Annotated in this window: 21 protein-coding genes; 6 read left to right on the forward strand and 15 right to left on the reverse strand. The window is 48.1% G+C overall.

The window, feature by feature from the left end; all coding sequences use genetic code 11:
• Positions 1-2 precede the first annotated feature (2 nt).
• Together F5971_RS04260 and F5971_RS04265 are read right to left on the reverse strand one after the other, a co-directional pair.
• Complete coding sequence (locus F5971_RS04260; protein ID WP_193494239.1) at positions 3-3,083, reverse strand: efflux RND transporter permease subunit; 3,081 nt, start codon at positions 3,081-3,083, stop codon at positions 3-5.
• Between the two features lie 9 nt (positions 3,084-3,092).
• On the reverse strand, positions 3,093-4,343 hold the full coding sequence (locus tag F5971_RS04265) for an efflux RND transporter periplasmic adaptor subunit (protein ID WP_193494241.1): 1,251 nt from the start codon (positions 4,341-4,343) through the stop codon (positions 3,093-3,095).
• Between the two features lie 134 nt (positions 4,344-4,477).
• Here F5971_RS04265 and F5971_RS04270 point away from each other — a divergent pair, with 134 nt between their 5' ends.
• Positions 4,478-5,050 carry a glutathione S-transferase family protein gene (locus F5971_RS04270; protein WP_193494243.1) on the forward strand — a complete coding sequence of 191 codons (573 nt, stop codon included), beginning with the start codon at positions 4,478-4,480 and terminating at the stop codon, positions 5,048-5,050.
• 33 nt (positions 5,051-5,083) lie between these two features.
• On the opposite strand, the gene F5971_RS04275 is transcribed toward F5971_RS04270, so the two are convergent.
• On the reverse strand, positions 5,084-5,566 hold the full coding sequence (locus F5971_RS04275; protein ID WP_036511388.1) for an Lrp/AsnC family transcriptional regulator: 483 nt from the start codon (positions 5,564-5,566) through the stop codon (positions 5,084-5,086).
• A gap of 167 nt (positions 5,567-5,733) precedes the next feature.
• Between F5971_RS04275 and leuA the strand changes: the two genes are divergently transcribed.
• Positions 5,734-7,410 (forward strand): 2-isopropylmalate synthase, encoded by a 1,677-nt coding sequence (leuA, locus tag F5971_RS04280; RefSeq protein ID WP_193494245.1) that lies wholly within the window; start codon positions 5,734-5,736, stop codon positions 7,408-7,410.
• A 52-nt stretch (positions 7,411-7,462) separates the two neighbouring features.
• Here the strand turns inward: leuA and F5971_RS04285 are convergent, their stop codons facing one another.
• Positions 7,463-8,185, reverse strand: coding sequence for a FadR/GntR family transcriptional regulator (locus tag F5971_RS04285; protein ID WP_081763830.1), 723 nt, complete (start codon positions 8,183-8,185; stop codon positions 7,463-7,465).
• A gap of 112 nt (positions 8,186-8,297) precedes the next feature.
• Between F5971_RS04285 and F5971_RS04290 the strand changes: the two genes are divergently transcribed.
• Genes F5971_RS04290 through F5971_RS04300 form a run of 3 tightly spaced genes read left to right on the forward strand, consistent with a single transcriptional unit; the run spans position 8,298 to position 11,171 of the window.
• Complete coding sequence (locus F5971_RS04290; protein WP_036511383.1) at positions 8,298-9,086, forward strand: (Fe-S)-binding protein; 789 nt, start codon at positions 8,298-8,300, stop codon at positions 9,084-9,086.
• Positions 9,087-9,095: 9 nt separating this feature from the next.
• Positions 9,096-10,508, forward strand: a complete 1,413-nt coding sequence (locus F5971_RS04295; RefSeq protein WP_193494247.1) for a LutB/LldF family L-lactate oxidation iron-sulfur protein — start codon at positions 9,096-9,098, stop codon at positions 10,506-10,508.
• The gene (locus F5971_RS04300; RefSeq protein ID WP_036511380.1) at positions 10,509-11,171 is read left to right on the forward strand and encodes a LutC/YkgG family protein; all 663 of its coding nucleotides are present in this window, start codon (positions 10,509-10,511) and stop codon (positions 11,169-11,171) included. It abuts the gene before it with no gap.
• Positions 11,172-11,285: 114 nt separating this feature from the next.
• On the opposite strand, the gene F5971_RS04305 is transcribed toward F5971_RS04300, so the two are convergent.
• The 11 genes from F5971_RS04305 to F5971_RS04355 form a co-directional block, all read right to left on the reverse strand.
• Positions 11,286-12,353 (reverse strand): succinylglutamate desuccinylase/aspartoacylase family protein, encoded by a 1,068-nt coding sequence (locus tag F5971_RS04305; protein ID WP_051514424.1) that lies wholly within the window; start codon positions 12,351-12,353, stop codon positions 11,286-11,288.
• Positions 12,353-13,258, reverse strand: coding sequence for a 30S ribosomal protein S6--L-glutamate ligase (gene rimK, locus F5971_RS04310; protein WP_036511377.1), 906 nt, complete (start codon positions 13,256-13,258; stop codon positions 12,353-12,355). Before rimK ends, F5971_RS04305 begins: the two co-directional genes overlap by 1 nt.
• A 204-nt stretch (positions 13,259-13,462) precedes the next feature.
• Positions 13,463-15,799: a DNA polymerase II gene (locus F5971_RS04315; RefSeq protein ID WP_193494249.1), complete on the reverse strand. Its 2,337-nt coding sequence runs from the start codon at positions 15,797-15,799 to the stop codon at positions 13,463-13,465.
• A 2-nt stretch (positions 15,800-15,801) separates the two neighbouring features.
• A complete protein-coding gene (gene mvaD / locus F5971_RS04320; protein WP_193494251.1) occupies positions 15,802-16,800 on the reverse strand; it encodes a diphosphomevalonate decarboxylase in 999 nt (332 codons plus the stop codon).
• Between the two features lie 9 nt (positions 16,801-16,809).
• Complete coding sequence (locus tag F5971_RS04325) at positions 16,810-17,772, reverse strand: mevalonate kinase family protein (protein ID WP_162149942.1); 963 nt, start codon at positions 17,770-17,772, stop codon at positions 16,810-16,812.
• Positions 17,744-18,736, reverse strand: a complete 993-nt coding sequence (locus F5971_RS04330) for a mevalonate kinase family protein (protein ID WP_036511371.1) — start codon at positions 18,734-18,736, stop codon at positions 17,744-17,746. Before F5971_RS04330 ends, F5971_RS04325 begins: the two co-directional genes overlap by 29 nt.
• Before the next feature lie 25 nt (positions 18,737-18,761).
• A complete protein-coding gene (locus F5971_RS04335; protein WP_193494253.1) occupies positions 18,762-19,928 on the reverse strand; it encodes a hydroxymethylglutaryl-CoA synthase in 1,167 nt (388 codons plus the stop codon).
• A 15-nt stretch (positions 19,929-19,943) separates the two neighbouring features.
• Positions 19,944-20,975 (reverse strand): type 2 isopentenyl-diphosphate Delta-isomerase, encoded by a 1,032-nt coding sequence (fni, locus tag F5971_RS04340; RefSeq protein ID WP_193494255.1) that lies wholly within the window; start codon positions 20,973-20,975, stop codon positions 19,944-19,946.
• Positions 20,972-22,009, reverse strand: a complete 1,038-nt coding sequence (locus F5971_RS04345; protein WP_193494257.1) for a hydroxymethylglutaryl-CoA reductase — start codon at positions 22,007-22,009, stop codon at positions 20,972-20,974. The genes fni and F5971_RS04345 overlap by 4 nt, the downstream gene beginning before the upstream one ends.
• Before the next feature lie 141 nt (positions 22,010-22,150).
• A complete protein-coding gene (locus tag F5971_RS04350) occupies positions 22,151-23,374 on the reverse strand; it encodes an argininosuccinate synthase (RefSeq protein WP_193494259.1) in 1,224 nt (407 codons plus the stop codon).
• A gap of 108 nt (positions 23,375-23,482) precedes the next feature.
• Positions 23,483-24,361: a flagellar protein MotY gene (locus tag F5971_RS04355; RefSeq protein WP_246187758.1), complete on the reverse strand. Its 879-nt coding sequence runs from the start codon at positions 24,359-24,361 to the stop codon at positions 23,483-23,485.
• Between the two features lie 138 nt (positions 24,362-24,499).
• On the opposite strand from F5971_RS04355, the gene rnt reads away from it, so the two are divergent.
• Positions 24,500-25,117 carry a ribonuclease T gene (rnt, locus tag F5971_RS04360; protein WP_036511509.1) on the forward strand — a complete coding sequence of 206 codons (618 nt, stop codon included), beginning with the start codon at positions 24,500-24,502 and terminating at the stop codon, positions 25,115-25,117.
• Position 25,118: the final 1 nt, after the last annotated feature.

Here is a 25,118-nt window from a genome sequence, read left to right on the forward strand (position 1 = left end):
AATTAACGTATGACGACTCGCATTAAGGCCGGAATCACCAACAAAACCAATAGCGTTGCAACCGCTAAGCCGAACATAATTGAAACCGCCATTGGAATCAGAAACTGCGCCTGCACGGAGGTCTCAAAGAGCAACGGCACCAGCCCGACTATAGTTGTGATTGATGTGATTAAAACAGCCCTTAATCTTTGGCAGGACGCCTCGATAATCGCCGTTTCTATATCAAGTCCTTGCTGGCGTAACTCTTGGTAAAAGCTGACCAATATAATTGAGTTATTGACCACTATTCCAGTCAAACCAAAAATGCCAAAGAAGGATAAAAGCGTAAGCTCTAAGCCTAATAACCAGTGTCCTGCCACAGCACCTAAAAGACCAAATGGGATGATCGCCATCACCACCAAGGGCAATAGGTAGCTGGCGAACATCCAAGCCAACACGATGTATATCGCCAGTAAAGCAAACACGAGCCCCATTTGCATGTCAGCCATGGTCTCACGTTGGTCGACTGCTCGCCCTTGAAATGACCAATCAATGCCATAGTCATTCACCAAGCGTGGCATGACCTCATTGGCTAAACGCTCTCGAATCAACCCCGCATTGCCTTGCGCAGAATCCAACTCCGCTGACACTTGAATGGCAAGTCGCGCATCGGCATGACGCAGCGTTTCAAACCCCGGCTGGTACCGTATTTCAACCAACTGATCCAAAGCGAGCCAATCTAGATTGGGAACTGGGAGATACAGCCGCTCAAGCACGAGCGCATTGTAGCGCTCGGAGTCAGGCAAGCGCACCCTGACTTCAACTTCATCCAACCCATCTTGGTACAATTGCACCAACGCCCCCTCCAGGAACCCTCTCAACTCAGAAGCTATGTCTCTGGGTGTTAATCCCAAGGACTCCGCCAAAGGGGTTAAGGTCAACAACAGCTGTTCACGCCCGTAAGGCGTATCATCTTCAACTGCATACAAGCCGGGTATTTCCTGCATTTGTGCCGCTAATGTCTCTGCCGCTGCTTTAAGACGCAGAGGGTCGCTTGCGGATAAACGCACATCGATATCTCGACCGGGTGGCCCACCCGTTACCGCCGTTATCGTCAGCATATCCAGTCCTGCTGCTGGCGCCAACTCGGCTTGCCAACGTTGAATGAGTTCTCGATTGCTGATTGAGCGGCTGTCAGGTGAAGTAAGCTCAACTAGCATCGAGGCAAATTGATCCCCTCTTGGAGCCGAACCATCTGAGCTAATCCCCTGCCCTAACCGTGTCACTTTCACCCGAACCACCGATTGCTCGAGTGATTCAGTCACTCGGTCCAAAGCCGCTTCAACTTCACTCATGTAGGCCTCAACTTTTTGAGGAGGCGTTCCCGATACAAAGGCTACATTGGCTCGTAAGGTCGTACCATCAGGGCTTGGAAAAAACGTAAACCCAACACGACCTCCTGCGAGCAAACCAACAGCCAAAATCAACAACGCCACCGCACTTGTTAAGGTCACCCCTCGAGCCCGAATTGCCGCTGTAACGCTGCGCCGGAAAGGCCCCTCTCGAAATCGATGTAACCCTCGCTCAAAGCGACCTCGAAAACCCTGCTCCTCTTGTTTTAACTGGGCTCTCGAAACAGCCAATCCCTTCGACAGCTGATGGGGTAAAATCAGAAAACTGATGATCAAGGTTGCTAAAATCACACAAATCACAACCAACGGAATCTCGAAGAGAATTTTTCCCATAATGCCACCAATCAGCATTAAGGGAAAAAAAGCCGCCACGGTTGTTAAAGATGATGCAATCACAGGCCCCAACATTCTCTGTGCACCCAGCCGTGCAGACTCCTCGGCAGATTTTCCTTGAGTGCGCAATGTGTAAGCGTGCTCACTGACCACAATGGCATTGTCGACAATAATCCCCAAGGACATAATAAAGCCAAAAAGTGATAGCATATTGATGCTACCCCCCGCGAGATACAAGGCGATAAACGCAGTGGTAAATGCAATCGGAATCCCCAATGCAACACGCAAGGCTAAGCGTCCACTTAAAAACAAAAACAAAATGGCTAAGACTAAAATCAGCCCACCGACACCATTTTTAAGCAATAGATGAATCCGCTCGCTGATAAGTTGCCATAACTGATCATAAACTTTGAGTTCCACTCCGCTGGGCAGTTGTGGCTCAGTTAATGCCAACCACTGATTAAACCGTCGAGCCGCTTCTAACGCATCCGTACTTTCCGTTCGCTGCAGCAAGAGTTCGAGAGCAGGCTTGCCCTGGTAACGAACGCGCGTTTCACTGTCGCGTGAGCGCCGCTCAATATGGGCAATATCCCCTAACTGAATCCGCCCTTGCTCCGTTGAGTGCGTGATAGGCAAACGAGCAAAACTTGTCTCATCTCTCGCCTGCTCTAAAAATCGTAATTGACGCCCTCCTTGATCACGTCCAAATTGGCCCGCGGGCTGATCGGAGGTGTAACGTGCAATCGTTTCGGCAATTTGGCTCGGCGATTGATTTAACGTCATCAAGGCCGAACTGGGAATTTCAATGGATACAACCTCTTCGGGCAGTCCAACAAAGTCAACTTTTTCAATGCCGATATCCAACAACTCTCGTTCAAACTGGCGCGCTAACCCACGAAGTTCTGACATGGAGCCAGGGCCTGACAAAAGCATCCGAACAATGGGCTCATAGCGAAGGATACGACTGACAATGGGTGTCTCTGCATTGGCTGGCAAATTCCTTTGTTGGCCCACGCGATCCTCAACCTGTGCTAAGGCTTGCGTCATATCCGTTCCGTCACGGAACTCTAAGGTAATCGCTGAAATTCCAAGGCTTGAGGTTGAAGTCATGGACTTTAAACCATCTACACTACGAAGCGATTGCTCTAGAGGAAGCGTTAATCCGGCCTCAACATCCTCAGCACTGGCCCCTGTCCAAACGACTCTGACACTGACAATATCGAGATTGAAGGTCGGAAAGAACTGTGTATTTAACTTTGACAAAGCCCAAATACCCGACATCAGCATCAGCATAATCAATAAAGGACTTGCTAAGGGGTGTCGAATAAATAAACTGATAAATCCCTGCTTAGGTAACATGCTAACTCCCTAGTTACGCTCAAACCGTTCAACTGTCTCAACGGCCAACCCCTGCATCGCCTGAGGGAGACGGTTCGCAAGCACTTGATCCCCCTCTTTGAGAAGGTCCGCAACCACTAAAAATCCTGCCTGGCCTTCTCGTACCCATTCACCTAGAACGTGTACTTTAACCGGATCTAGACGTTGCTCAACCACTCGGTAAACTTGATCACGCCCATACAATGACGCCGCGGGTATCCAGACACGAGGCTCGTTAACAGGAAGGGCCAACCAAGCTTCGACGAATCGCCCAATCGGTAAGTGTTCAGCGTCACCCGTGTCAATTTTAAAGTAGGCTTGCAAGGTGCCTGAGGCATGTGTTTGGGAGTCAAACCGATCCAGTACAAACTGATACTCACGGCCTTCAATCTGAGCCTTAGCCATTAGAGCAACCCCCTCACGATAGGCCGTTTGAATCAAATTCAACGTACTCAGGGGTAAGGAGGCAACAAACTCAATCCGCTCAGGTACAACGAGCGTGAGCAACGGCGAACTCTGATTAACATACTCACCAGGTGCGACCTGAATCGAAATAATCCTTGAGGTTTCGGGTGCCACCACTTGAGTGGCTTCAAAATTACGCTGGGCTAATTGAAGTTGTCCTTCCGCCTGCTGTAATGAGGCATCAAGCTGTTGCAAGCGCGAGGGGTGTTGCTCTACAGCCAACTCTCGAGTCAATAGCGCCAGACGCTGCTGGCGTAAGGCTTGCTCGGCCAATTCAGCCTCACGCTCAGCCACACGATTCCCCTCGACTAAACGCCTGACACGACTCAATTGCCGCTCAGCTAACATCACCAACTCACGCTCTTGCACCAACGCTCGTTGATCGGCTTCATATTGTGCCAAACGCTGCGCACGCTGAGACTTCACATCCTCTAATTCAGCTTGACGCTGACCTAATGCAACCTGTGCATCCAGCGGATTTAATTCCAGCAATACTTGCCCGGCATCAACACGCTCACCGACCTGTACATACACAGCATTCACATCCCCCGCTGTTCGAGCCATCAGGTGTGTCAAAGCTGGCGTTTGTAAACGACCAAACAGCCTCAACTTAGGTGAAGCCGCTGACAATTCAAGTTGAATCGTACTCACGGGCCAGCGCCGTTCTTCATTCACAACGGGTGGAGCCTGCGGACGTGTTGACTTCAAATACATAAAACTGATGATGGCTAACACGATCAGCAGAAGGGGTAACCCATAACGGAAAATTCGGTTCATATACCGCCCAGTTCATTAATCTACTCGACAGGAGCAGGATCTAAAGGATACTCTTGGTTCATTTGAAATTAAGGATTTCGCATCTGTCAATTTCACTCGCCGAACATTATGAAAGCCTAAATCAGGAAATACCAATGAAACTATACGGATCCTCAACGTCTCCCTTTGTTAGACGCTTAAGAGTCTTCTTATCAGGTCTTGATCATGAGTTCATCAATATCAACATTTATGAGGAAGAAGGCCGTTCAATCCTTAAATCCATTAACCCAGCTTTAAAGATTCCTATGCTGGTTGATGGCGAGAAGGTGATTTTTGATTCGCGTATTATTTTTCAACACCTGAATCAAGCTTATGTTAAGGACGCTTGGACGATCAATGATGACAATAACCTCACTCTAATTAATGCGGCTAACGATTCATACGTTGAGCTTTTTTTACTTGAAAAATCAGGCATAGACACATCTCAAGACGCTCTATTTTTTAACCTGCAACATGAGCGCATTCAATCAACTCTCGATGTTCTGAACACCAGCGCCAGCCAAGGCAGCTTTGACACTTGGAACTTTGCCTCTATTTCTTTATTTTGTTTAATCGACTGGGCACTGTTTCGGTCGTTAAATACGTTTGACGCCTATCCTCATTTGTATACGTTTTATCAAAACAATCTGGATCGTCCTATTGTGAAATCAACCGATCCACGTGACTAAACACGACAAGGTGCCCAGCAGACAGCAGGCCCTTTAGCGCTTTAGATAGTGCAAGGGCACCGCTGTGGTGTCCACGACTTTGCGCATAATAAAAGACGACTTAACCCCTGAAACACCCGTGATCCGCGTGATTTTACCGAGCAAAATATCGTGATAGCTGTCCATATCGGCAACCGCAACTTTGAGTTGATAATCGGCATCATGACCTGTAATCAGATAGCATTCCATCACTTCAGGAATCTCGGCAATCGCAGTTTCAAAAGCCTCAAAGCGCTCAGGGATATGCTTATCCATACTAATATGCAACAACGCAATTAAATTCAGGCCAACTTTGCGTTCATTGACTCGAATGACCTGACGCTCAATAAATCCATTTTCTTCCAACTGCTTCACCCGTCGAGAGCAAGGAGCCGCCGTTAGTCCAATCCGCTCCGCCAACTCCTGATTCGAAATGGAGGCATCTTTTTGAAGTTCATGCAAAATTTTGATATCAAAGCGATCTATGTCAACACTCATACTCACCTCCATTGCGACTTAGAGCAATAATACTAAAGCAATACTGCAAAAAACCTAAATTTAATTGCGCACAAACGGGAAAAAGACCCAATTTAGCAAGCCTATTGCGCTGACTTAAGCGTACACTAATATTCAAATCAAGACTCGACTTAATATGGGACTGCAACATGTTTGATCATCGTAAGTATCGCGCTTTCACCCCCATTCGTTTGACAGACCGCACTTGGCCTGACCAGCAGATTACGAAGGCTCCTCTATGGTGTAGTGTAGATCTTCGTGATGGCAATCAAGCATTGATTAACCCAATGAACGTTGAACAAAAAACACGCATGTTCCAATTGTTGGTCAAGCTAGGCTTTAAAGAAATCGAAGTGGGCTTTCCCTCAGCCTCACAGCCCGACTTTGATTTTGTGCGTAAGTTAATTGTTGAGAACCTTATTCCTGACGATGTAACAATTCAGGTCTTGACTCAAGCCAGAGAAGAATTAATCGCGCGTTCCTACGAGTCCTTAGCAGGTGCTAAAAAGGCAATTGTGCACGTGTATAATTCAACGTCGACCGTTCAGCGTGAGCAAGTGTTTGGTATGGATCGCGAGGGCATTAAAGCCATCGCGGTTCAGGGTGCCAAATGGGTCAAAGCCTATTCCGAACAATACCCTGATACCGAATGGGCCTTCCAGTACTCGCCCGAAAGTTTCACGGGAACTGAAATGGAGTATGCAGTAGAAGTCTGTGATGCGGTCATTGCCGAATGGCAACCTGAAACGGGGCGTAAAGTCATTATTAATTTACCTGCAACGGTTGAAATGTCGACGCCGAACGTCTTTGCCGATCAAATTGAGTATTTCTGCCGTCATTTGGCACAACGCCAATCAGTGATCATCAGCTTGCACACTCACAATGACCGTGGCTGTGGCGTTGCCGCCGCCGAGTTAGGCATTATGGCCGGTGCTGATCGTATTGAAGGAACCTTACTGGGCAATGGTGAGCGTACTGGCAACATGGACATCGTCACTCTGGGCATGAATCTGTATTCTCAGGGCATTGATCCAACCCTCAATTTTTCCAACATTAAAGAAATTATTGAAGTGGTTGAGTACTGCACAGAACTGCCCGTGGCTGCTCGCCATCCTTGGGCTGGCGAGTTGGTTTACACCGCGTTTTCGGGAAGCCACCAAGATGCGATTCGTAAATCGATTCAGTACCATGAAAAGCATCAATTGCCCCATTGGGAAGTCGCCTATCTTCCAATCGATCCACGCGATATTGGTCGTGAATACGAGGCGGTTGTCCGGATCAACAGTCAAAGCGGTAAGGGCGGCGTTGCCTTGGTGCTTGAGCGTGACTACGGCATCAGCTTACCTAAGTGGATGCACAGTGAAATCAGCCGTGTTGTCCAAAAAGCGTCGGAAAACACAGGGGCTGAAATCACCTCTTTACAGATTAAGACACTGTTTGAGCAACACTTTAACCGTATACCCTATGGCTGGTCACTCAATGGGTATGATCTGCACACGAACCAGTCGATCGTGGAGGGACGCTTTAATGTCGCCGCTCAATTGCCCGCATTTGAAGGAAAAGGCACAGGTGCTGTGGAAGCATTGGTTCATGCACTTGAACAGCGCTTCAATGTTGAAATTAACGTCACACACTTTGATGAAAGTGCCTTAACCGAGGGGACTGACGCCAAAGCCCAGGCCTGTGTTGCCTTGCAGATTGATGGCATAACCTATTCAGCAGTGACCTCTGCCGATGACACGTCTGCGGCTGCGTTACAGGCTGTACTCAGTGCCTTTGCACGCTCACCGTTCAGCCAAACAGCACTGGAGCAAAAAATAGCCTAAGTGATAAACGATTATCTGACGTGATTTCGTCACTCAGGTAATCATTCAAGCATTACAGGCCTTTTTCGAGTAAACGGCGAGTGAACAAAATATGTTCACTCGCCTCATTCCGAGCTTGCTCAGGCAAACGTGCTTGAATTGATCGATGAATTTTTTCATGCTGTTGGGCGATACCATCGGGGTAACGGCCATACCGACGTAAAGTAGATGACAGCGTTTCATGAATCACATTAAAGTAACGCGCGTAAAACAACTGGCTGAATGAAATCACAATAAAGTGATGGCTTGCGTTAGCAATCATCATATGAAAAGTTAAGTCTGCCTTTGCTTTAGACAAGGTCGACTCCCCCATGCTGCGCAATCGCATCGCTTCGTATTCCTCCGACAATTTACTGAGCTCGGCATCCGAGGCTCTCAAAGCTGCATAGTAAGCCGCCTCCCCTTCAAGCACAGCTCTGGCCTCTAACACTTGCAACTGTAATTCAACGCCCTGCAGACCCGCCTCACCAGCCAACGAGAAATAAGGCGTCATCACATTATTGACCTGGCTTCTCCCACCTGGGCGCGTTGACACAATCCCTTCAGATTCAAGCAAGACAATCGCTTCCCTGACAGACCCTCTTGCCACCTGTAAATCTTGAGCAAGTTGTCGCTGTGAGGGCAAGGACTGACCTGGAAGAATATTTCCCTGAATCAACTCCCGACGTAAAGCTGACAAAACCTTGGCTACACGAGAGTGGGACGACTCATTTTCGGGGGTTACAGATCGACTCATTTGGTAAGACCAGTTTAAGACTTTTATTTATTTTAGTCGGATCTTTGCCTATCTTGTAGCTATGTGCAGCTGTATTTCAGCTTTTCTTTCTGTCTAGTATCAGGGTTCTGCTGTGTTAGATAATAATAAACAACCTGTTATCGGTCTATTTGTGACTTGCTTAGCTGATTTATATCGGCCAGAAGTCGTCTTCGCATCCATTAAATTACTTGAAGCCGCAGGCTGTCGAGTCGAGGTACCTCAAGGTCAAACCTGTTGCGGTCAACCGGCCTTTAATACAGGAGATTTTTCCAACACGGCGGATATCGCCCGCCTAACCATTACGGCTTTGGAAGGCTATGAATACGTCGTTGGACCCTCTGGGTCCTGCATCGGGATGCTTCATCATTACCCCGAGCTCTTTCAACCCGAGGATCCATGGCATGCCCGAGCACAAGCCCTTAAAGCACGTGCTTTTGAAATTACCTCTTTTTTGGTTGATGTCTTGCAGTTTTCAAACATTAAAAGCCAGTTTAAGGGTCAGGTGACTTATCATGACTCCTGCTCTGGGCTGCGAGAACTCGGCATCAAACAGCAACCACGGGCACTCTTAGCACAAATAGAGGGTGTTGAGTTAACCGAAATGGAAGAGTCTGAAACCTGTTGTGGCTTTGGTGGAACATTTTGCGTCAAATACGCGGATATTTCGAATCGCATGGTTGGCAACAAGACCGAAAATGTTGCGAAGACGGGCGCATCAACATTATTGGGTGGTGATTTGGGTTGTTTACTCAACATGGCTGGAAAGCTGCAACGCGAAGGTAAAGACGTTCAGGTACGCCATATCGTTGAAGTCTTAGCGGATGAACTCAGCTATCCAGCCCTTGGCGAGTCAGCGTATCACCTCGGCAAATCGCTTTAGGAGCCCAAAATGCAAATCACTAGCCCTCAATTTAAAGAAAATGCACGTATCGCACTCACGGATGTTGGCCTACAAAAAGCCTTGGGCAACGTCAAAAATGGGTTCCCACAAAAGCGCGCCAATGCAGTCAAACGCCTCCCGGAATTTGATCAACTGCGCGATCAAGGTCGCGACTTAAAAAATCACATTATCGCCAACCTTGATATCTATCTTGAGGAATTTGAAGCCAACGTCATCAAGAATGGTGGCCATGTTCATTGGTGCCGAACCTCTGAGGACGCGCGACAAACCATCTTAAAGATTTGCCAAGACAAAGGGGCCAAAACCGTTACTAAAGGTAAGTCGATGGTCACTGAGGAAATCAACCTCAATGAGTATCTAGAAGCCAACGGCATTACACCTGTTGAAACAGACTTAGGCGAGTATATTTTACAATTACGTGGGGAACACCCAAGCCACATCATTGCACCGGCTATCCATTTAAACTTAGAGGATGTCTCTGAGACGTTTCACGCGCATCACCACAAACCCAAATCCATGGACCCGGCGGTCTTGATGCAAGAAGCCCGTGAAGAACTTCGCGCTCGTTTTGTTGCAGCGGATGTTGGAATTACAGGTGCCAACTTTTTAGTGGCTGAAACAGGCTCTAGCATTATTGTGACAAATGAGGGGAATGGTGATTTAACCCAGACACTTCCCAAAACTCATATTGTTGTCACATCAATTGAGAAAGTGGTGCCCACCCTTGAAGACATGACCCTGTTCTTACGCTTGCTGGCGCGCTCAGCGACAGGGCAAGAATTTACGGTTTACAATACGCTTTCAACAGGCCCCAAACGCCCAGAAGATCAAGACGGTCCTGAAGACTACCATGTAGTGCTTGTCGATAATGGCCGAAGTGACATGGTTGGAGGCGAGTTACAAGAGATGCTGCGCTGCATCCGATGTGCCGCCTGCATGAACCACTGCCCTGTTTATGGATCTATAGGTGGACACAGTTATGGCTGGGTTTATCCCGGTCCGATGGGATCTGTGCTCACCCCTCAAATGATTGGTATTGAAAAAGCAGCGTTACTCCCCAATGCCTCTACATTTTGCGGTAAATGTGAAAGCGTTTGCCCTGTTCATATTCCGCTGCCAAAACTCATGCGACACTGGCGCAAAAATGAATTCGAACGGCACCTAACCCCTAAAGCAGCACGCTGGGGCATTAAAACTTGGGCATTTTTTGCCAAGCGTCCTACTCTTTACCGGCTGCTGAGTCAGACCTCAAACCGTATGCTGCGTTTGCTCGGTGGTAAAAAAGGGCGAATTCATAAACTGCCCGTAGTCAGTGGCTGGACCGACCATAGAGAAATGCCCGCTCCTAGCAGCAAAACATTTATGCAACAGTGGAACGAAAAACAAAAGGCAGGCCACTAAATGAGCAAAGCAGACATTCTTAACACGATACGCCGTGGCCTAGGTCGTGGCCTTCCTTCTGACGCTGAGCGCCAACAAGTCTTGGCACGAATAACGCGTCATGAACGTAATTTAATCCCGATGCGTGGCCAAGGATCAGAGTCTGAGGTTCAGGCACTCTTTATTGAGATGGCGAAAGAGGCTGCCGCCGAGGTGATTGAATTACCCTCACTGCAGGCTCTGCCTGGCGCTGTTCGCGAGTGGTTACAAACGGCTAACATTCCTGACCTTGTCATGGCCAGTGATGAGGAGCTTAAATCCTTAGATTGGACGGAGCTTCACCCCATTGTGCAACATGAACGGGTCGCGTTGGCGGGAGATCTCGCCAGCTTAACACTCGCATTCATGGGGATTGCTGAAACCGGAACGCTAATGCTGTATTCGCGCAAGGAAAGCCCAACCACATTGAACTTTTTGCCCGACAATCATCTCGTTGTGTTAAAACGCCAAGATATTGTTGGAGTGTATGAAGAGGCTTGGGCACGCGTGCGTGCGCTCTCTCCCGGACAGTTACCCAGAACCGTTAATATGATTACCGGGCCATCACGCTCAGCAGACATTGAGCAGCGATTGCAAATGGGCGCACATGGCCCAAGAGCTTTGACAATTTTTTTAATTGGGTGATGTATCCCGTTACCAATAGCATAGGACATTTTGGCGTTTACCCCTCCTCGATTGAGCGAGGGTTTGCGCAACCTGTGCTAAACAGATTCGATCGACCTCAACAGGTCGATCTTTTTATACACTATCCGCAAACGGATGGTCTTCCGCTTCTAAAGATTCGTTAAAGGCATCTAGACGATCTTCAACGAGATCCGTCCGATAAAATTGAGCAATGTTAAACAGAGCGTCGCCTTCATTGACCAAGGGCAACTTTAGTTGACCAATCACTAAACCGCTGACGGGTGACCAGATCTCTTCTTCAGATTCACCAAACGGATCTGAAATAATGGCCAACAGGGTTTTATCTTTTACAACCCTTGCACCTTCGACCACTTGTGCTCTAAAAATTCCACTCTGCGGCGCTCTGACCCAAGTACTTGAACGCGCGACCATCGGTTCTTTCATCTGGCTTTTTTTGCGCGGTGGCGGGAGCATTTCAAGCACTCTCATCACATTCAAGATGCCTTGAACACCTCCACGGATCGAGACTTCATCAAACCTGAGCGCTTCCCCTGCTTCATACAAGAGGATGGGGATATTTTTTTTAGCGGCGGCTTCTCGAAGCGATCCATCTCTAAGTGCTGAATTCAGAATAACGGGCGTCCCAAAGGCATTCGCCAGACGAAGTGTTTCGGGATCATCTAAATTTGCACGAATTTGAGGCAAGTTATAGCGATTGATCGCCCCTGTATGCAGGTCAATCCCATGGGTCGACTGATTCACCACTTCCTGCATAAACTGTCGGGCCGTTCGACTGGCAAGTGATCCCGATTGAGAGCCAGGGAAGCTACGATTTAAATCTCGACGATCAGGCAAGTATCGACTCTGACTGATAAACCCCAGTAAATTCACAATGGGAACAGCAATGAGTGTACCCTTAATGCGCTTTAACGCTGGTAAACGCAATAAGCGTCTAATAATTTCGACGCCATTGATTTCATCACCATGAATCGCAGCACTGACAAACAAAACAGGACCCGCTTGGCGTCCACAAATCACATGGACAGGCATCATGGCCGCGCTATGGGTATAGAGTTTTCCCATTTCCAGATCAACCGTGCGACGCTCACCGGGTAGGATCGTCTCATTTCCTATGGTGATCGCTGTGTTCAGTGCGCGCGTGTCAGTTGATCGGGATTGCATTACCCCTGCCCCTTCGTTTGTGTGCGATTTGGCTTGGCGTTTTTCTCAATGAAATCGATAATTTGATCGGCAATATCCTTACCTGAAGCACGCTCAATCCCTTCTAGCCCCGGTGACGAGTTGACTTCCATCACTAAGGGACCATGTGCAGAACGCAGCAAATCCACACCGCACACATTCAATCCCATCACTTTTGCGGCACGAATGGCTGTTGCACGTTCTTCAGGCGTAATTCGACACAACTCTGCCGTCCCACCGCGATGTAAATTGGAACGAAACTCACCTTCCTTCGCTTGACGCTTCATGGCGGCAACAACCTTACCACCCACCACAAAGGCTCGGATATCAGATCCCTTCGCTTCTTTGATAAACTCCTGAACGAGAATGTGTTGTTTTAACCCCATAAAGGCTTGAATAACACTCTCGGCCGCTTGATTGGTTTCGGCCAATACCACGCCCACCCCCTGCGTACCTTCTAACAGCTTTATGACAGCAGGCGCACCGCCCACAATGCTGAGTAAATCATCGATATCATCTGGCGAGTGCGCAAAACTGGTCACAGGCAAGCCGATGCCTTTTCGTGACAAGAGTTGCAAGCTGCGAAGCTTATCGCGCGATCTCGAAATAGCAACAGATTCATTTAGCGGATACACATCCATCATTTCAAACTGGCGCAACACAGCGGTGCCATAAAACGTCACTGATGCACCGATCCTGGGAATCACAGCATCGAAGTCTCTCAATACTTCCCCACGATAGTGTATTTCAGGATTATGCGAAGTAATGTTCATGTAACAACGCAATACATCTACGACCCGAACCTCATGGCCTCGGCTTTTCGCAGCTTCTACCAAGCGACGCGTAGAATAGAGCTTAGCATTACGAGAAAGTATCGCAATTTTCATTCAATTACTCCGGTTCTGACTTCATACAACAGATGCAGATACAGGGTTAAATACGCTGCATCATAAGTCAGTAAATTCTATATATAAACGTGTTACAGATGCGTAACAAGATCAGTCAGGAAAGGATTCAACTGCGGTTGGCAGTGCGTGCATTATAGACTAAATCATTAGAGTTTCCAGCGGGCAATTCAGGATATTCCACTGTCAAAACAAAGCAATTTGCGGCTGAGTCACATCATCAAATGACTCCCCCACAAACGGGAGAATACTGTCAGCAACTGGGCGCAGCTGCTTTTCGATGTAATGCTGATAGTCCAGTCGCCCCTCGAAAATTTCAGCGGCTTCAGGTCCAATCAGGGTCACAACATAGGCCACCGTATCCCCTTGTCGAAGCGGTTCTGGCCAGCCTTTCTCGCGATAATACTGATTTAACTGCCGTGCAGCTTTAACATGCGGGGGGATATTGCGTTGGTAATGGGATAACGGACGACGCAAACGACGACGATACACCAAGTCATTGTCTAGCTCACCGTTTAAAAGAGCCGCTACCCGCTCCCTGACAAACGCCTGACAAGGCAACCCCTCAAACACTCGCTGAAAAAGTTCGTGTTGAAAGACGCGGGCCAAGGGTGTCCAATCACTTCTAACCTGCTCCAACCCCTTAAACACCAATTCAGCCGTACCATCCCCTTGACGCTTCAATCCAGCATAACGCTTTTTACTGCCCTCTTCGGAATGTCGCATGCGTGGCATCAAAAATCGCTCAAAGTGCGTCTCATATTGCAATTCTAGAGCCGATGTTAAACCAAACGCTTGCTGCAGTCGTTGTCGCCACCAGTCATTTAAACACCTAGCCAACTCGGCGCCTTTCTCGTCACACTCCTGAGGAATCACGTCATCACCCAGCCAGACGAACACCGAATCCGTATCACCGTAGATAACCTCATAACCAAAGGACTTCTCTATATAGCTCGCGGTTTCTGTGAGAATTTGGTGTCCTCTAAGCGTTATGGACCCTGAGAGACGCTGATCATAAAAACGGCAGACATCCGAGCCCAATACGCCATAACACGCATTCATTTGAATTTTAATGGCCTGCGACATCGCAGCATTGCCCTGCTGCTTGGCCGCATCTCGTGCTTGCCATAAGCGCTCGATGATGCCCGGTAAAATAGAGTGTTCTTTTGAAAAAACAGCGCCTAAAAAACCGGGCACTGTATCGTCAGTATTGTGCTCGTTACTATCCGCCACGCCCATCGTAAGCCCTAACGGATCGATCTTAAATGTTCGAATAATACTCGGATACAGGCTTTTAAAATCAAGCACCAGCACATGACGGTACAAGCCTGGCTTTGAATCCATGACAAAGCCACCGGGAACTTTTGCACCTCTTTGACCCGAGGCGTATTCGGGCGCTACAAAACCCGCTCGATGCAAAGAAGGCAAATACAGGTTATCAAAGGCTTGTGCCGACCCTCCAACTTTATCAAGACTCAAACCCGTTAAGCGCGTTCGCTCCGTTAAATACTCAATCAGTCCTGTTTTTTCAAATATTTCCGTGACCAAGCGGCAATCTTCCAGGTTGTAACGGGCCAGTGCTTCTTGATCTTCAGCGTAGAGTCGTTGAATAGCTTGCCCGCGATCATTCACGGACTCAATGTCTTTTCCTCTCCCTAACAAAGCCTGCGCCACATACTCCAGCGAATAGCGCTCAAAGTGCCAAGTTGCGCCCTTGAGCGTATCAATACCATCAAGCACTACTCGACCGTTCAAACGAACATAGTGACGATTCCCCTGCTGTCGACGTTCAATACGCAGTGCCTGCTGATCTCGACCAATCTGCAACGACACGCCCAATGCTCGAGCCCGCGCATCAAGGACACTCAGATCAAAGCCGATAATATTCCAACCGATAATAATGTCAGGATCATATAGATGGATATGCTGCATGAACGAAAGCAGCAGTTGTTTTTCATCTCGACAATAGATAATTGAAGAGTCTGTTTGCGTTTGGCCAACCATGAGCACTTTTTCAAAGTCTAAGCCTTGAAGCGCAACGGATAAAATACGATTGGCCGTTAATGTTGTTTCAATATCCAGAGATAAAATACGAAACTGAGGTTGATAGTCGCAAGCCTTCAAATGCATGCCTTTGGGGGTGTTACACACCTGAGCACCTGAAAAAATAAAACGCTCCATCAAATAACGATCAACCGGACGAATGTCCTCTTCCATTAAGGTGATACCCTGAGCTTGTAAACGCTCCAAGGCTTCTCGGTAGGTTTTTAAATGGGAAAAATACAAGGCTGAAACGGGCCGCTGCAATAGATCTTTTAAAGGCAAATGACGCGCATACCAGCCCGTCAATGACGCTAAAATCTGCTGCACTTTCGCTTGCTGACTTTGCAAGACAAAACACACGGCATGTTCACCTGTGACACGCACAACTTGCGCACCCTCAGGGGTCTGTAACCAATACTCAAGCAGCATTCCTTGCTCAGTATCGCGTTGCTGACGAGTCAGCGGAAATCCCCGAGACACCTCTAGGTCAAACCGAAGGGATGAATCACTTCAATGTCTGGGAAATGAGCGAGCACATCATTCGCTGACGCTTTCTCAAACAGTAGTTTGAGATTAGGCCCAGCATCCATGGTGAAATACACGGGCAAGCCTTGTGCACGCAGTTTCCAAACCGTCTGCATTGCCATTAAGGATTCGGGTTGCCAATAGACTAAGGGGGGCCACGACGCCATCATCGTCGCATGCATGGACATAGCATTATGCTCCGCCTTAGCACCTAAACACGCAAAGTCATGCGCTCGTATGGCGTCTTTAATGGCCTGGATATCCATTGCTGCCTGTAACGGCCAACTCTGATACAAATGTGCCGTTTCTAGGGTACGCTGCATGCCACTGCGTGAATCCGTTGCTTTCTCTCGTGCATCGACCTTCACGAGACCAATACACAAGTCTGGCCAGGTTTCGGACATGGGGATTGCATAGCTATCCAGACCGTCCGTCCGCTCACCCATCTGCCATTCAACAAACCCATCATACAAAGATCGACAGGCACTGCCACTTCCTAAACGCGCCAACACCGATAACGGCTGAGCATCAAGGCTTAACTGAAAACTGTCATTCACAGCCAGCGCTAAAGCCGCAAAGCCTGAAGCAGAAGACGCTAAGCCAGCCGCAGTCGGGATTGAGTTACGCGTCTCAACTTTGAAACAGGTCGGCTTAGAGGCTCTAAACAGATCTAAAAAGAGGGATACCCGTTTGCTAAATGCCGAATCCTCGGATAAACACAAACCGTTCAGCCATACCTCGTCTTCAGCATGGTCGATGGGTGTTAAGCGGGTGTGCGTTCCCAAATGAGCCAAGGATACCGATAACGAAGGATTGATCGGGAGGTTAAGCGACTTATCCCGCTTACCCCAATACTTACAGAGAGCTATATTACTCGGAGCAAAATGCTCTTCAGACTTAACTGGATTTACACCCTCGTTTAACCAAGGCTTTACTATTTCATGTGGCGTCATCATTGCTACGTTTTAGCCTCCCATAACCTCTGTGCCTTGATTGGATATTGTCAGAGCGAAGGCTTGTTCACCCACGCTTTGCTGAGTCTGACCTAAGGCAATGACACAGTCACCTAAACCTGACCCTGAAATTTTACACCCCAATACACCCGGCTGCATACGCAGTTGATAGATCATCAACGACAGCGTCTGATCATTGACACCCAGTGCATCCATAAGTCCCTGATAGACGTTCATCAAGCTGCCCAGCCTCGGCCAATCCTGCTCAAGGATCGCTAAACGCGCCTGTTCCGTTGTTTGATTCATCAATTGATAGAGTGAATTCAGTAAATCGGGCTGACTCTGCCATTTTTTTTCAATCAGTCGAATGACGTCTGGAGTTTTCATTTTATAGCCAGCGTAAAATAACGCGATCTCGGGCTGACCAGGAATGCTTTCTAAGAAATATGGTGTATAACGATACGCCACGATACCGCCCTTTAAGCTCGCCGCCAAATCCGTCCCCGAGCCTCGTCCATCTTGAACCGAATGAATAACGTCTAAGCCTCGCTTAAACAGAGCGTCTATCTCTAACTGAGTGCCCGTAAGCCTATTGAGCGCCACCATCATCGCGGCCGTCACCGCAGCTGACGAGCCCAGCCCAACCTGATGTGAGAACTCAGCCCGAATTTTGACATCAAGTCCTTGGGGAAGCTCTGTTGACCATGCTTTTATTGCAGCTAACACAAACCGTAACCGGGCATCGTCTGCCAAGACATCTCGCGATGACTGATACTGCCCCAGTGAAGAATCAATGCTGACCTGATCATCTTCACGCAAACGAACGCCAATGTACACAAAGACATCCACGGCACACGCCAACGCAAGATGACCATGAAGAACCGCATGCTCTCCCATCAGCATTAAACTGCCGGGGGCTGACACACACACTGGAAAATCCTGAAATTCAGAACGGATAGGCGCCTTGATACTCAATGTCCAACTCTCCCCAAATATAATGAGCAGGTAACTCCAGCTGAGCGGGTGTGCCCTCAGGCAACCAAGCCAGCAACAATCCCGCATGAGGCCCACGAACACAACCAGCACCAGCAACTTTGGCGGCTCCGCCTGAACACTCTATCTGACGGACTAAAGACTGTATAGCACTGGGTACTACACCTATACGCTCTAGTAACCGCTGATTTTGCTGTATAAGGGTTGGCACCTCATCCGGTTGTGCCTCAAGAAATGAATCGGTGACCTCAGCAAACGCCTGCCATATACTCGAGTGGGCAAATGACTTACGCACCTGCTCAACACACTCTCCCGTACTGGTTGAAGGCGCACCCGTGTAAATCCAAAAACATCCCGGCGGTAACTGCAGATGATCACACCGGGACACCTCTTGCTGTCGTAAGCAGATAATCCCACCGTAAGACACACTGGCCGCATCGATTAAACTGCCACGGCCATGCTGAAGGCGCTCACAAAATCGCACCTGCTCAACAAAGTCGGCAACATCTGAGGGAGCTGGGGCAAATAAACTTAATAAACAGGCAATGACGGAGGCAGATGAGCCCATGCCCGACCCAACCAATAAATCCGAGGATAAATGCAACGTACCGGAGGCTCTTTCGACATCAGCACCCATCGAAACCGCAATAGTGTACAGCAAGAGTTGTGAAGGATGATCAAGTACTTGCTGAATGGATAATTCGCCGTTAAGAAACAACTCGTAACGCGCATCAAGGCGATGCTTCAATGAGGTTAAATGGTTAATTGCAAAGGGCAAAAATGCAGCGGAGGCATGAGAGATTCGCCCTTCCAAAAAACCGGAGTCATTTGGCAAAAACTGAGCACGTGTGTGACGACGAAGTGCCAAGCTAAGGGCGGGCGCACCATAGACAACAGAGTGCTCACCACTCAGAATTAACTTACCGGGCGCCAATGCTGACATCATGAACTAACGTAATTTAATATGCCGCCTAACAGGCGACATATTCACGCTTATGTTGATGAATCGCAGCTAAGCGAAAGCGACCTAACGTGGCTTTCGGTATCTCAACAGACTCGCCTTGGCGAGGGTCAGGATAACGATACAGGTCTAGATACTGATCATAGTTAAGCTCTTGGCGCTCGGCCAACATATCCATATGGCGCTGGGTATGTAAGCAGGCCTGATAGCCCTCTTGGATAGAGCCACTAAAAAACTCAGCAACGCAGCCAGAGCCATAACTAAAAAACCCAACTTTTTTACCCGCCAGATTTTCTTTAACGTTATCCAGTAGCGAACACAAACCAATATAAATCGATGCGGTATAGCTATTGCCAATAATTTGATTATAGCGAAGCGTAGGTTGTATTTGCGCTTCAATCCCTTCAGCTGACAACTCACATTGATTTGATTTCGCTAGATGCTGATGCGCTTTTTGTGCCATCCGACTAAATGGCAAGTGGTAACAAAAGTAACTAAAATCATTGAAGCCAATTCGACTCACCTCAGAAAAGCTATCCCAGGTTTTCTTCAATGCTTTTAAGTATATTTTTGTCGAGTACTTGCCATCAACCAACGCTGTGGAACGATAATTAGGCCGCCAAAAATCCATAACATCATCGGTGTAATTGCCGACTTCTGCATCAATCGCCATGATACGTGGATTATGGCTAATCAACATGGCAACAGCACCGCAGCCTTGCGTCGCTTCACCGGGGGTATCAAGATCGTAGCGTGCGATATCCGACGCGATCACCAACACTTTAGTGGTTGGCTGACGTGCCACCAAGGCACACGCCATCTGCAATGCAGCCGTGGCACTGTAGCAAGCCTGTTTTAATTCAACCACTCGACAATTCGCATTCAACCCTAATAAACGGTGCACATAAATACCGGCAGCCTTGGATTGGTCAATACCTGTTTCTGTGGCCAACAATAGAGTTGAAATCGCGTTTGTCCCTATACGCTCGATCAAAGGTAAAGCGGCATTAGCGGCCATCGTCACGATGTCTTCATCGTGCGTTGCCATTGCCATCTTCTCTTGACCGATACCGGTATAGTACTTCTCTGGGTCAGTTTGCTGCTTCGCAGCCAACGTCCTTAAATCAAGATAAAAGTTGGACGTATAAAAACTGATTTCGTCTATACCCACTGACATATCTGCTAAAGTTCCTCAACGCTCTTCAACAATAAGCGCTTTGTTCCTGTACAGTGCTGAAAAATCTGACGTACCGAGCAGAAACATCGCCGTAACAAATTCACGCCGCAGTTTTTCGATTGCAGCTATGACCGCATCCGCTGATTCCATGGCAGGTTGTAATAATGGAGCTGCCACCCCGCAAAGCGAGGCGCCGAGTATAACAGATTTCGCCATATCAATCCCATCTCTTATACCACCACTGGCAATCAAAGTGGCCTGATCCAAAAAAGGCTCGGCCAACTTCAAGGCTAAGGGCGTTGGCAGCCCCCAATCCTGGAATTTCAAACCTAAATCCGTTGCATCGAACTGGCGACGATGGTGTTCAATTCGGCTCCAAGATGTCCCACCGCTGCCAGCGACATCAAAATAACGAACTCCCGCTCCTAGCCCTAAACGAATATCCGCTGGCGATAGCCCAGACCCCACTTCTTTTAAAATAATAGGTAGAGTCAAGCGTTGCTGAAGCGCCTGGATAGCCGCTGACAGACCTGCAAAATTCGTATCGCCTTCAGGCTGAACTGCCTCTTGCAGAGGGTTCAAATGCAAATACAGCGCATCGGCCTGCAAAACATCAACCGCACGCATAACGTCTTCATAACCCACGCCACAATTCAACTGCACCGCGCCAATATTCGCAAACAAAGGAACGGTGGGTGCAAATGGGCGAAGCGAAAAGCTCTCTTTTGCAGCCTCAGATGAAAACATCACTCGCTGCGATCCAACCCCCATCGCAACCTGACACGCCTCAGCGGCAAGCGCTAGGTTTTTATTAATGTGCCTAACCAGCTCATGATCCCCTCCTGTCATTGAGGAGATCAGCAAAGGAAAGCTGAGTCTTTTACCTAAAAACTCCACACTGGGATCAATTTCAGCGAGAGACACTTCTGGCAACGCCCGGTGCGTCAAACGAATTCGATCGAAATAAGCACCTTGACGATCCGTCTCTGGGTCCTGCTCAATCACTCGAATATGTTCGATTTTCCGCTCGTTGGTTTGATCGCTCATGAGCGCTCCAATTTAATATGCGCTTCCATCAACTCACCCGGATTGGTTTGCGCGGATAACAAAGACAACTCACCACACAAGACCACAGCACCGCAGATGGCGGCTAAGCGCCTAGCATTTTCTCCAGGCTGTCGATCTGCCTTACAGCCAAGTCGTGTTAAGTTCTCTTCAACAAAATCGATCCCTTTACCATTACCAACACTGCCGACGATCACATTCGGCAAGGTGCATGAGAAATATAAATCACCCTGCCTGGCCTCAGCATGAACAATCCCTTGCGATCCCTCGATAATATTGGCAGCGTCTTGCCCTGTTGCCAGATAAAACGCCAGCAGCATATTGGCATAATGTGCATTTGCACTACGAATTCCACCGGCGATTAGAGTGCCAATTAAATTCTTTTTTATGTTCAGATCGACAACTTTTTCAGGCGTGGTATTTAAACGACGTTCACAAATATCGCGCGGAATGAGTATTTCACTGACCACATACTTCCCGCGTCCGAGAATCCCGTTTACGGCTGTCGCTTTTTTGTCAGAGCAATAATTGGCCGAAATAGACGAGTAGCGCAGTTGAGGATACTCAGCCAGGATCCAAGGTATCAACTTATCGGCTGCATTCGTCACCATATTGTGTCCAGAGGCATCTCCCGTCGTGAACTCCAGACGCAAATACATCAGGTTACCGACCACTTGGCTGTGCATATCAATAAGCTGCGCAAAACGACTGCTTCTGGCCACCACTGCATTCAACTCAGGCTGACGCTGCTTAATCGATACCAAGGCTTGATGCGCGGCCCAAGCATCCTCTGCTTCAAGTAAGACTGATCGCGTCATTCGCTCATCAATAACATTGGTCCGAATACCTTCAGTGAGCATCGAAACTCGTGCACCACGCCCTACCGAATGCCATAAAGGAATTTCGTAGGTTGCGAGCGGCACACTCACCTTTTCATTTAAGGTTTCACCCGTGATTTTAAGCGGACCTACCCAGCGCATCGGGATAGGGGCTTGAAGTAGCTTGTGAGATTTCATAGGTTACTGAGTCAGAGAAACGACGAATTTTAGCGACCCCTTCGGGCTTATGCAATCATCGACTTAGGGTTAAAGATAAAGGCATTATAACAAAAAGGACCCATAAGGGCCCTTTTAGCGTTTATTTGTATCCTGAGCGAATTAATCCAGCAGGTTCCGACCCTTGCTTGCAGCAATTCGCATGCGCAGCGCGTTCAATTTAATAAACCCTTCTGCATCTTTTTGATTGTAAGAACCCGCATCATCTTCAAAAGTAGCAATGCTTTCATCAAAAAGACTATCGGCTGAACGACGCCCAACCACTGAGACCGCTCCTTTGTACAATTTAACGCGGACATCGCCGTTGACGTGACGCTGGCTGTAATCGATCATCTGCTGCATCATTTTGCGCTCTTCAGACCACCAAAAACCATTGTAGATCATCTCGGCATAACGTGGCATCAGCGCATCTTTCAAGTGAGCGACTTCGCGATCCAAGGTAATTGATTCTATCGCACGATGTGCTTTCAACATAATGGTGCCACCCGGTGTTTCATAGCATCCGCGTGACTTCATTCCCACAAAGCGGTTTTCAACGATATCTAAGCGCCCAACGCCGTTTGCTCCCCCGATTTTATTCAGAGTTTCAAGCACTGTCGCAGGGCTCATGGCTTCGCCATTAATTGCAACGATGTCACCTTTCTCATACGTCAACTCAAGATAGGTTGCTTGATCCGGTGCTTCTTCAGGACTCACGCTCCAACGCCACATATCGTCTTCTGCTTCAGCCCAAGGCTCTTCCAACACACCACCTTCATAGGAAATGTGCAGAAGGTTTGCATCCATAGAGTAAGGTGATTTCTTTTTCTTGTTGCTGAAGTCAACAGGTATGTTTCGCTCTTCGCAGTACTGCATGAGCTTTTCACGAGACGTCAGATCCCACTCACGCCAAGGTGCAATCACTTTCACGCCAGGTTTTAGAGCATAGGCTCCCAACTCAAAGCGCACTTGATCATTACCCTTACCCGTTGCACCATGAGAAATAGCATCAGCACCGGTCTCGTTCGCAATTTCAATTAGACGCTTTGCAATCAATGGACGTGCGATGGATGTGCCCAGCAAATACTCACCTTCATAGATGGTATTGGCACGGAACATTGGAAATACGTAATCACGGACAAACTCTTCACGCAGATCTTCGATGTAAATCTCTTTTACACCCAAGGCTTCGGCTTTTGTACGGGCTGGCTCAACTTCTTCACCTTGCCCTATATCTGCCGTAAAGGTCACCACTTCACAGGCATAGGTGTCTTGTAGCCAACGAACAATTACTGATGTATCCAGGCCGCCAGAGTAGGCTAAAACGACCTTTTTAATATCGGACATATTTAATGTGCTCCAGATCACTGAAACCAGCCACTCACCGCGAGTAGCTGTAAGAAAGACGTTAATACGTATTTTGCAGAGTGTAACAGAAAGACTCCGTTTCTGCCTCTATTCACGCTCAAGTCGAATTGTCACGCGACGATTTCGTGTGCGATTTTCTTCGGTATCATTATCGACAACAGGATAGCGGTCACCATGATAGCGCATAATAATGATGTCTTCAGGCACCCCGCGGCCAACCAGATACTCCGTCACGGCTTCTGCTCTGCGTCTAGACGTATCACGATTTAACAAGCGGCGCCCGACATTATCGGAATGCCCGTCAATAAAAATCTGCTGAACCGAGGGATCGGTTAAGACATATTGAATAATCTGATCCAAGCGCTCGGTGGTGGCATCCGACAATCGAAACTGATCAGGTGGGAACAAAACAGCCGTTCTAGCAATCTGCCGATAGTTAACAGGCAGCAACTGGGTTAAGCAATCAAGATAATCATCATAGGCAGGGGCAAAATTCACAGACGATATCCCCACAGTGACGGGTTCAGAAGTCTGGAACCACTGTTGTGCACTGAAGGTTGGAAACAAACCATTATGCAATGCTGCCAGCATTCGAATTGCAGAGTCGCCTTGAACCACAACCTGTCCCTGACTGACGCTCAACTCAGTAATGGCCTGAGGCTGACGCCCAGGTTGCCAATTCGGCATCTCGGCCACAAGTCGCACCGAACCATTTAACTGCTGGCGCTGACTTGGCGTCAATCTAAACACTAGATTTTCGCCAGCCTCCTGCTCGAATACTCCTTCACCAAAAGAAGGAATACGCTGCGTCATCCGACACATAAAGGGGGACATATCAATTTCCCATGCAGCTGTTTCTATGGTCGGCCGAAAGGTAACCGCTTGCACGATGACAGGCAAGATCAACAACGCAAGTAAGGACAATTTACACCAACACTTCATGAACACAATACGGCCTTTCCACATTATCGTTGAGTCTTTATCGGCAAAGACAACAGATTATTTAGATGACGTTTCACTCAATAACACAGACTGATAGAATACCCTTAACACATGAGCATAGAGTAAGGATTTTTTTTGGCACAGTCATCCGATAAAACAAATATGGCCGACCGCTTTCGCGGATACCTGCCCGTCGTTATTGATGTCGAAACGGCAGGATTTAACGCGCAAACTGATGCACTTCTGGAAATCGCAGCCGTTACGCTGATTATGGACGAACAAGGTTACTTGCACATAGACAGCACTTATAGCGCAAATGTAGTGCCTTTTGAAGGTGCAAATATCGAACAATCTGCTTTAGCCTTTACGGGCATTGATCCTTGGGCCCCGTCTCGCAATGCCATCAATGAAGCGGATGCCCTTGAAACCCTATTCAAGCCCATTCGCAAAGCCGTGAAATCCAATGGTTGCAAACGAGCCATACTGGTTGGACACAATGCCACGTTTGATCACAACTTTTTATTCAAAGCCGCTGAGCGTTGTCAACTGAAACGCAATCCTTTTCATCCTTTTTCCACATTCGACACAGCAACGCTGGCAGGGCTTGCGTGCGGTCAAACGGTACTTGCCAAGGCATGCGAAGTGGCTGGAATCGATTTCGATAACAAAAAAGCGCATTCTGCTGTTTACGATACAGAAAAAACAGCCGAGCTGTTTTGCATGATTGTGAATCGCTGGAAAGATATGGGTGGCTGGGATCTTGTACTGGATACACGATAAC

The organism is Nitrincola alkalisediminis (assembly GCF_009821115.1).
Taxonomy (GTDB): domain Bacteria; phylum Pseudomonadota; class Gammaproteobacteria; order Pseudomonadales; family Balneatricaceae; genus Nitrincola; species Nitrincola alkalisediminis.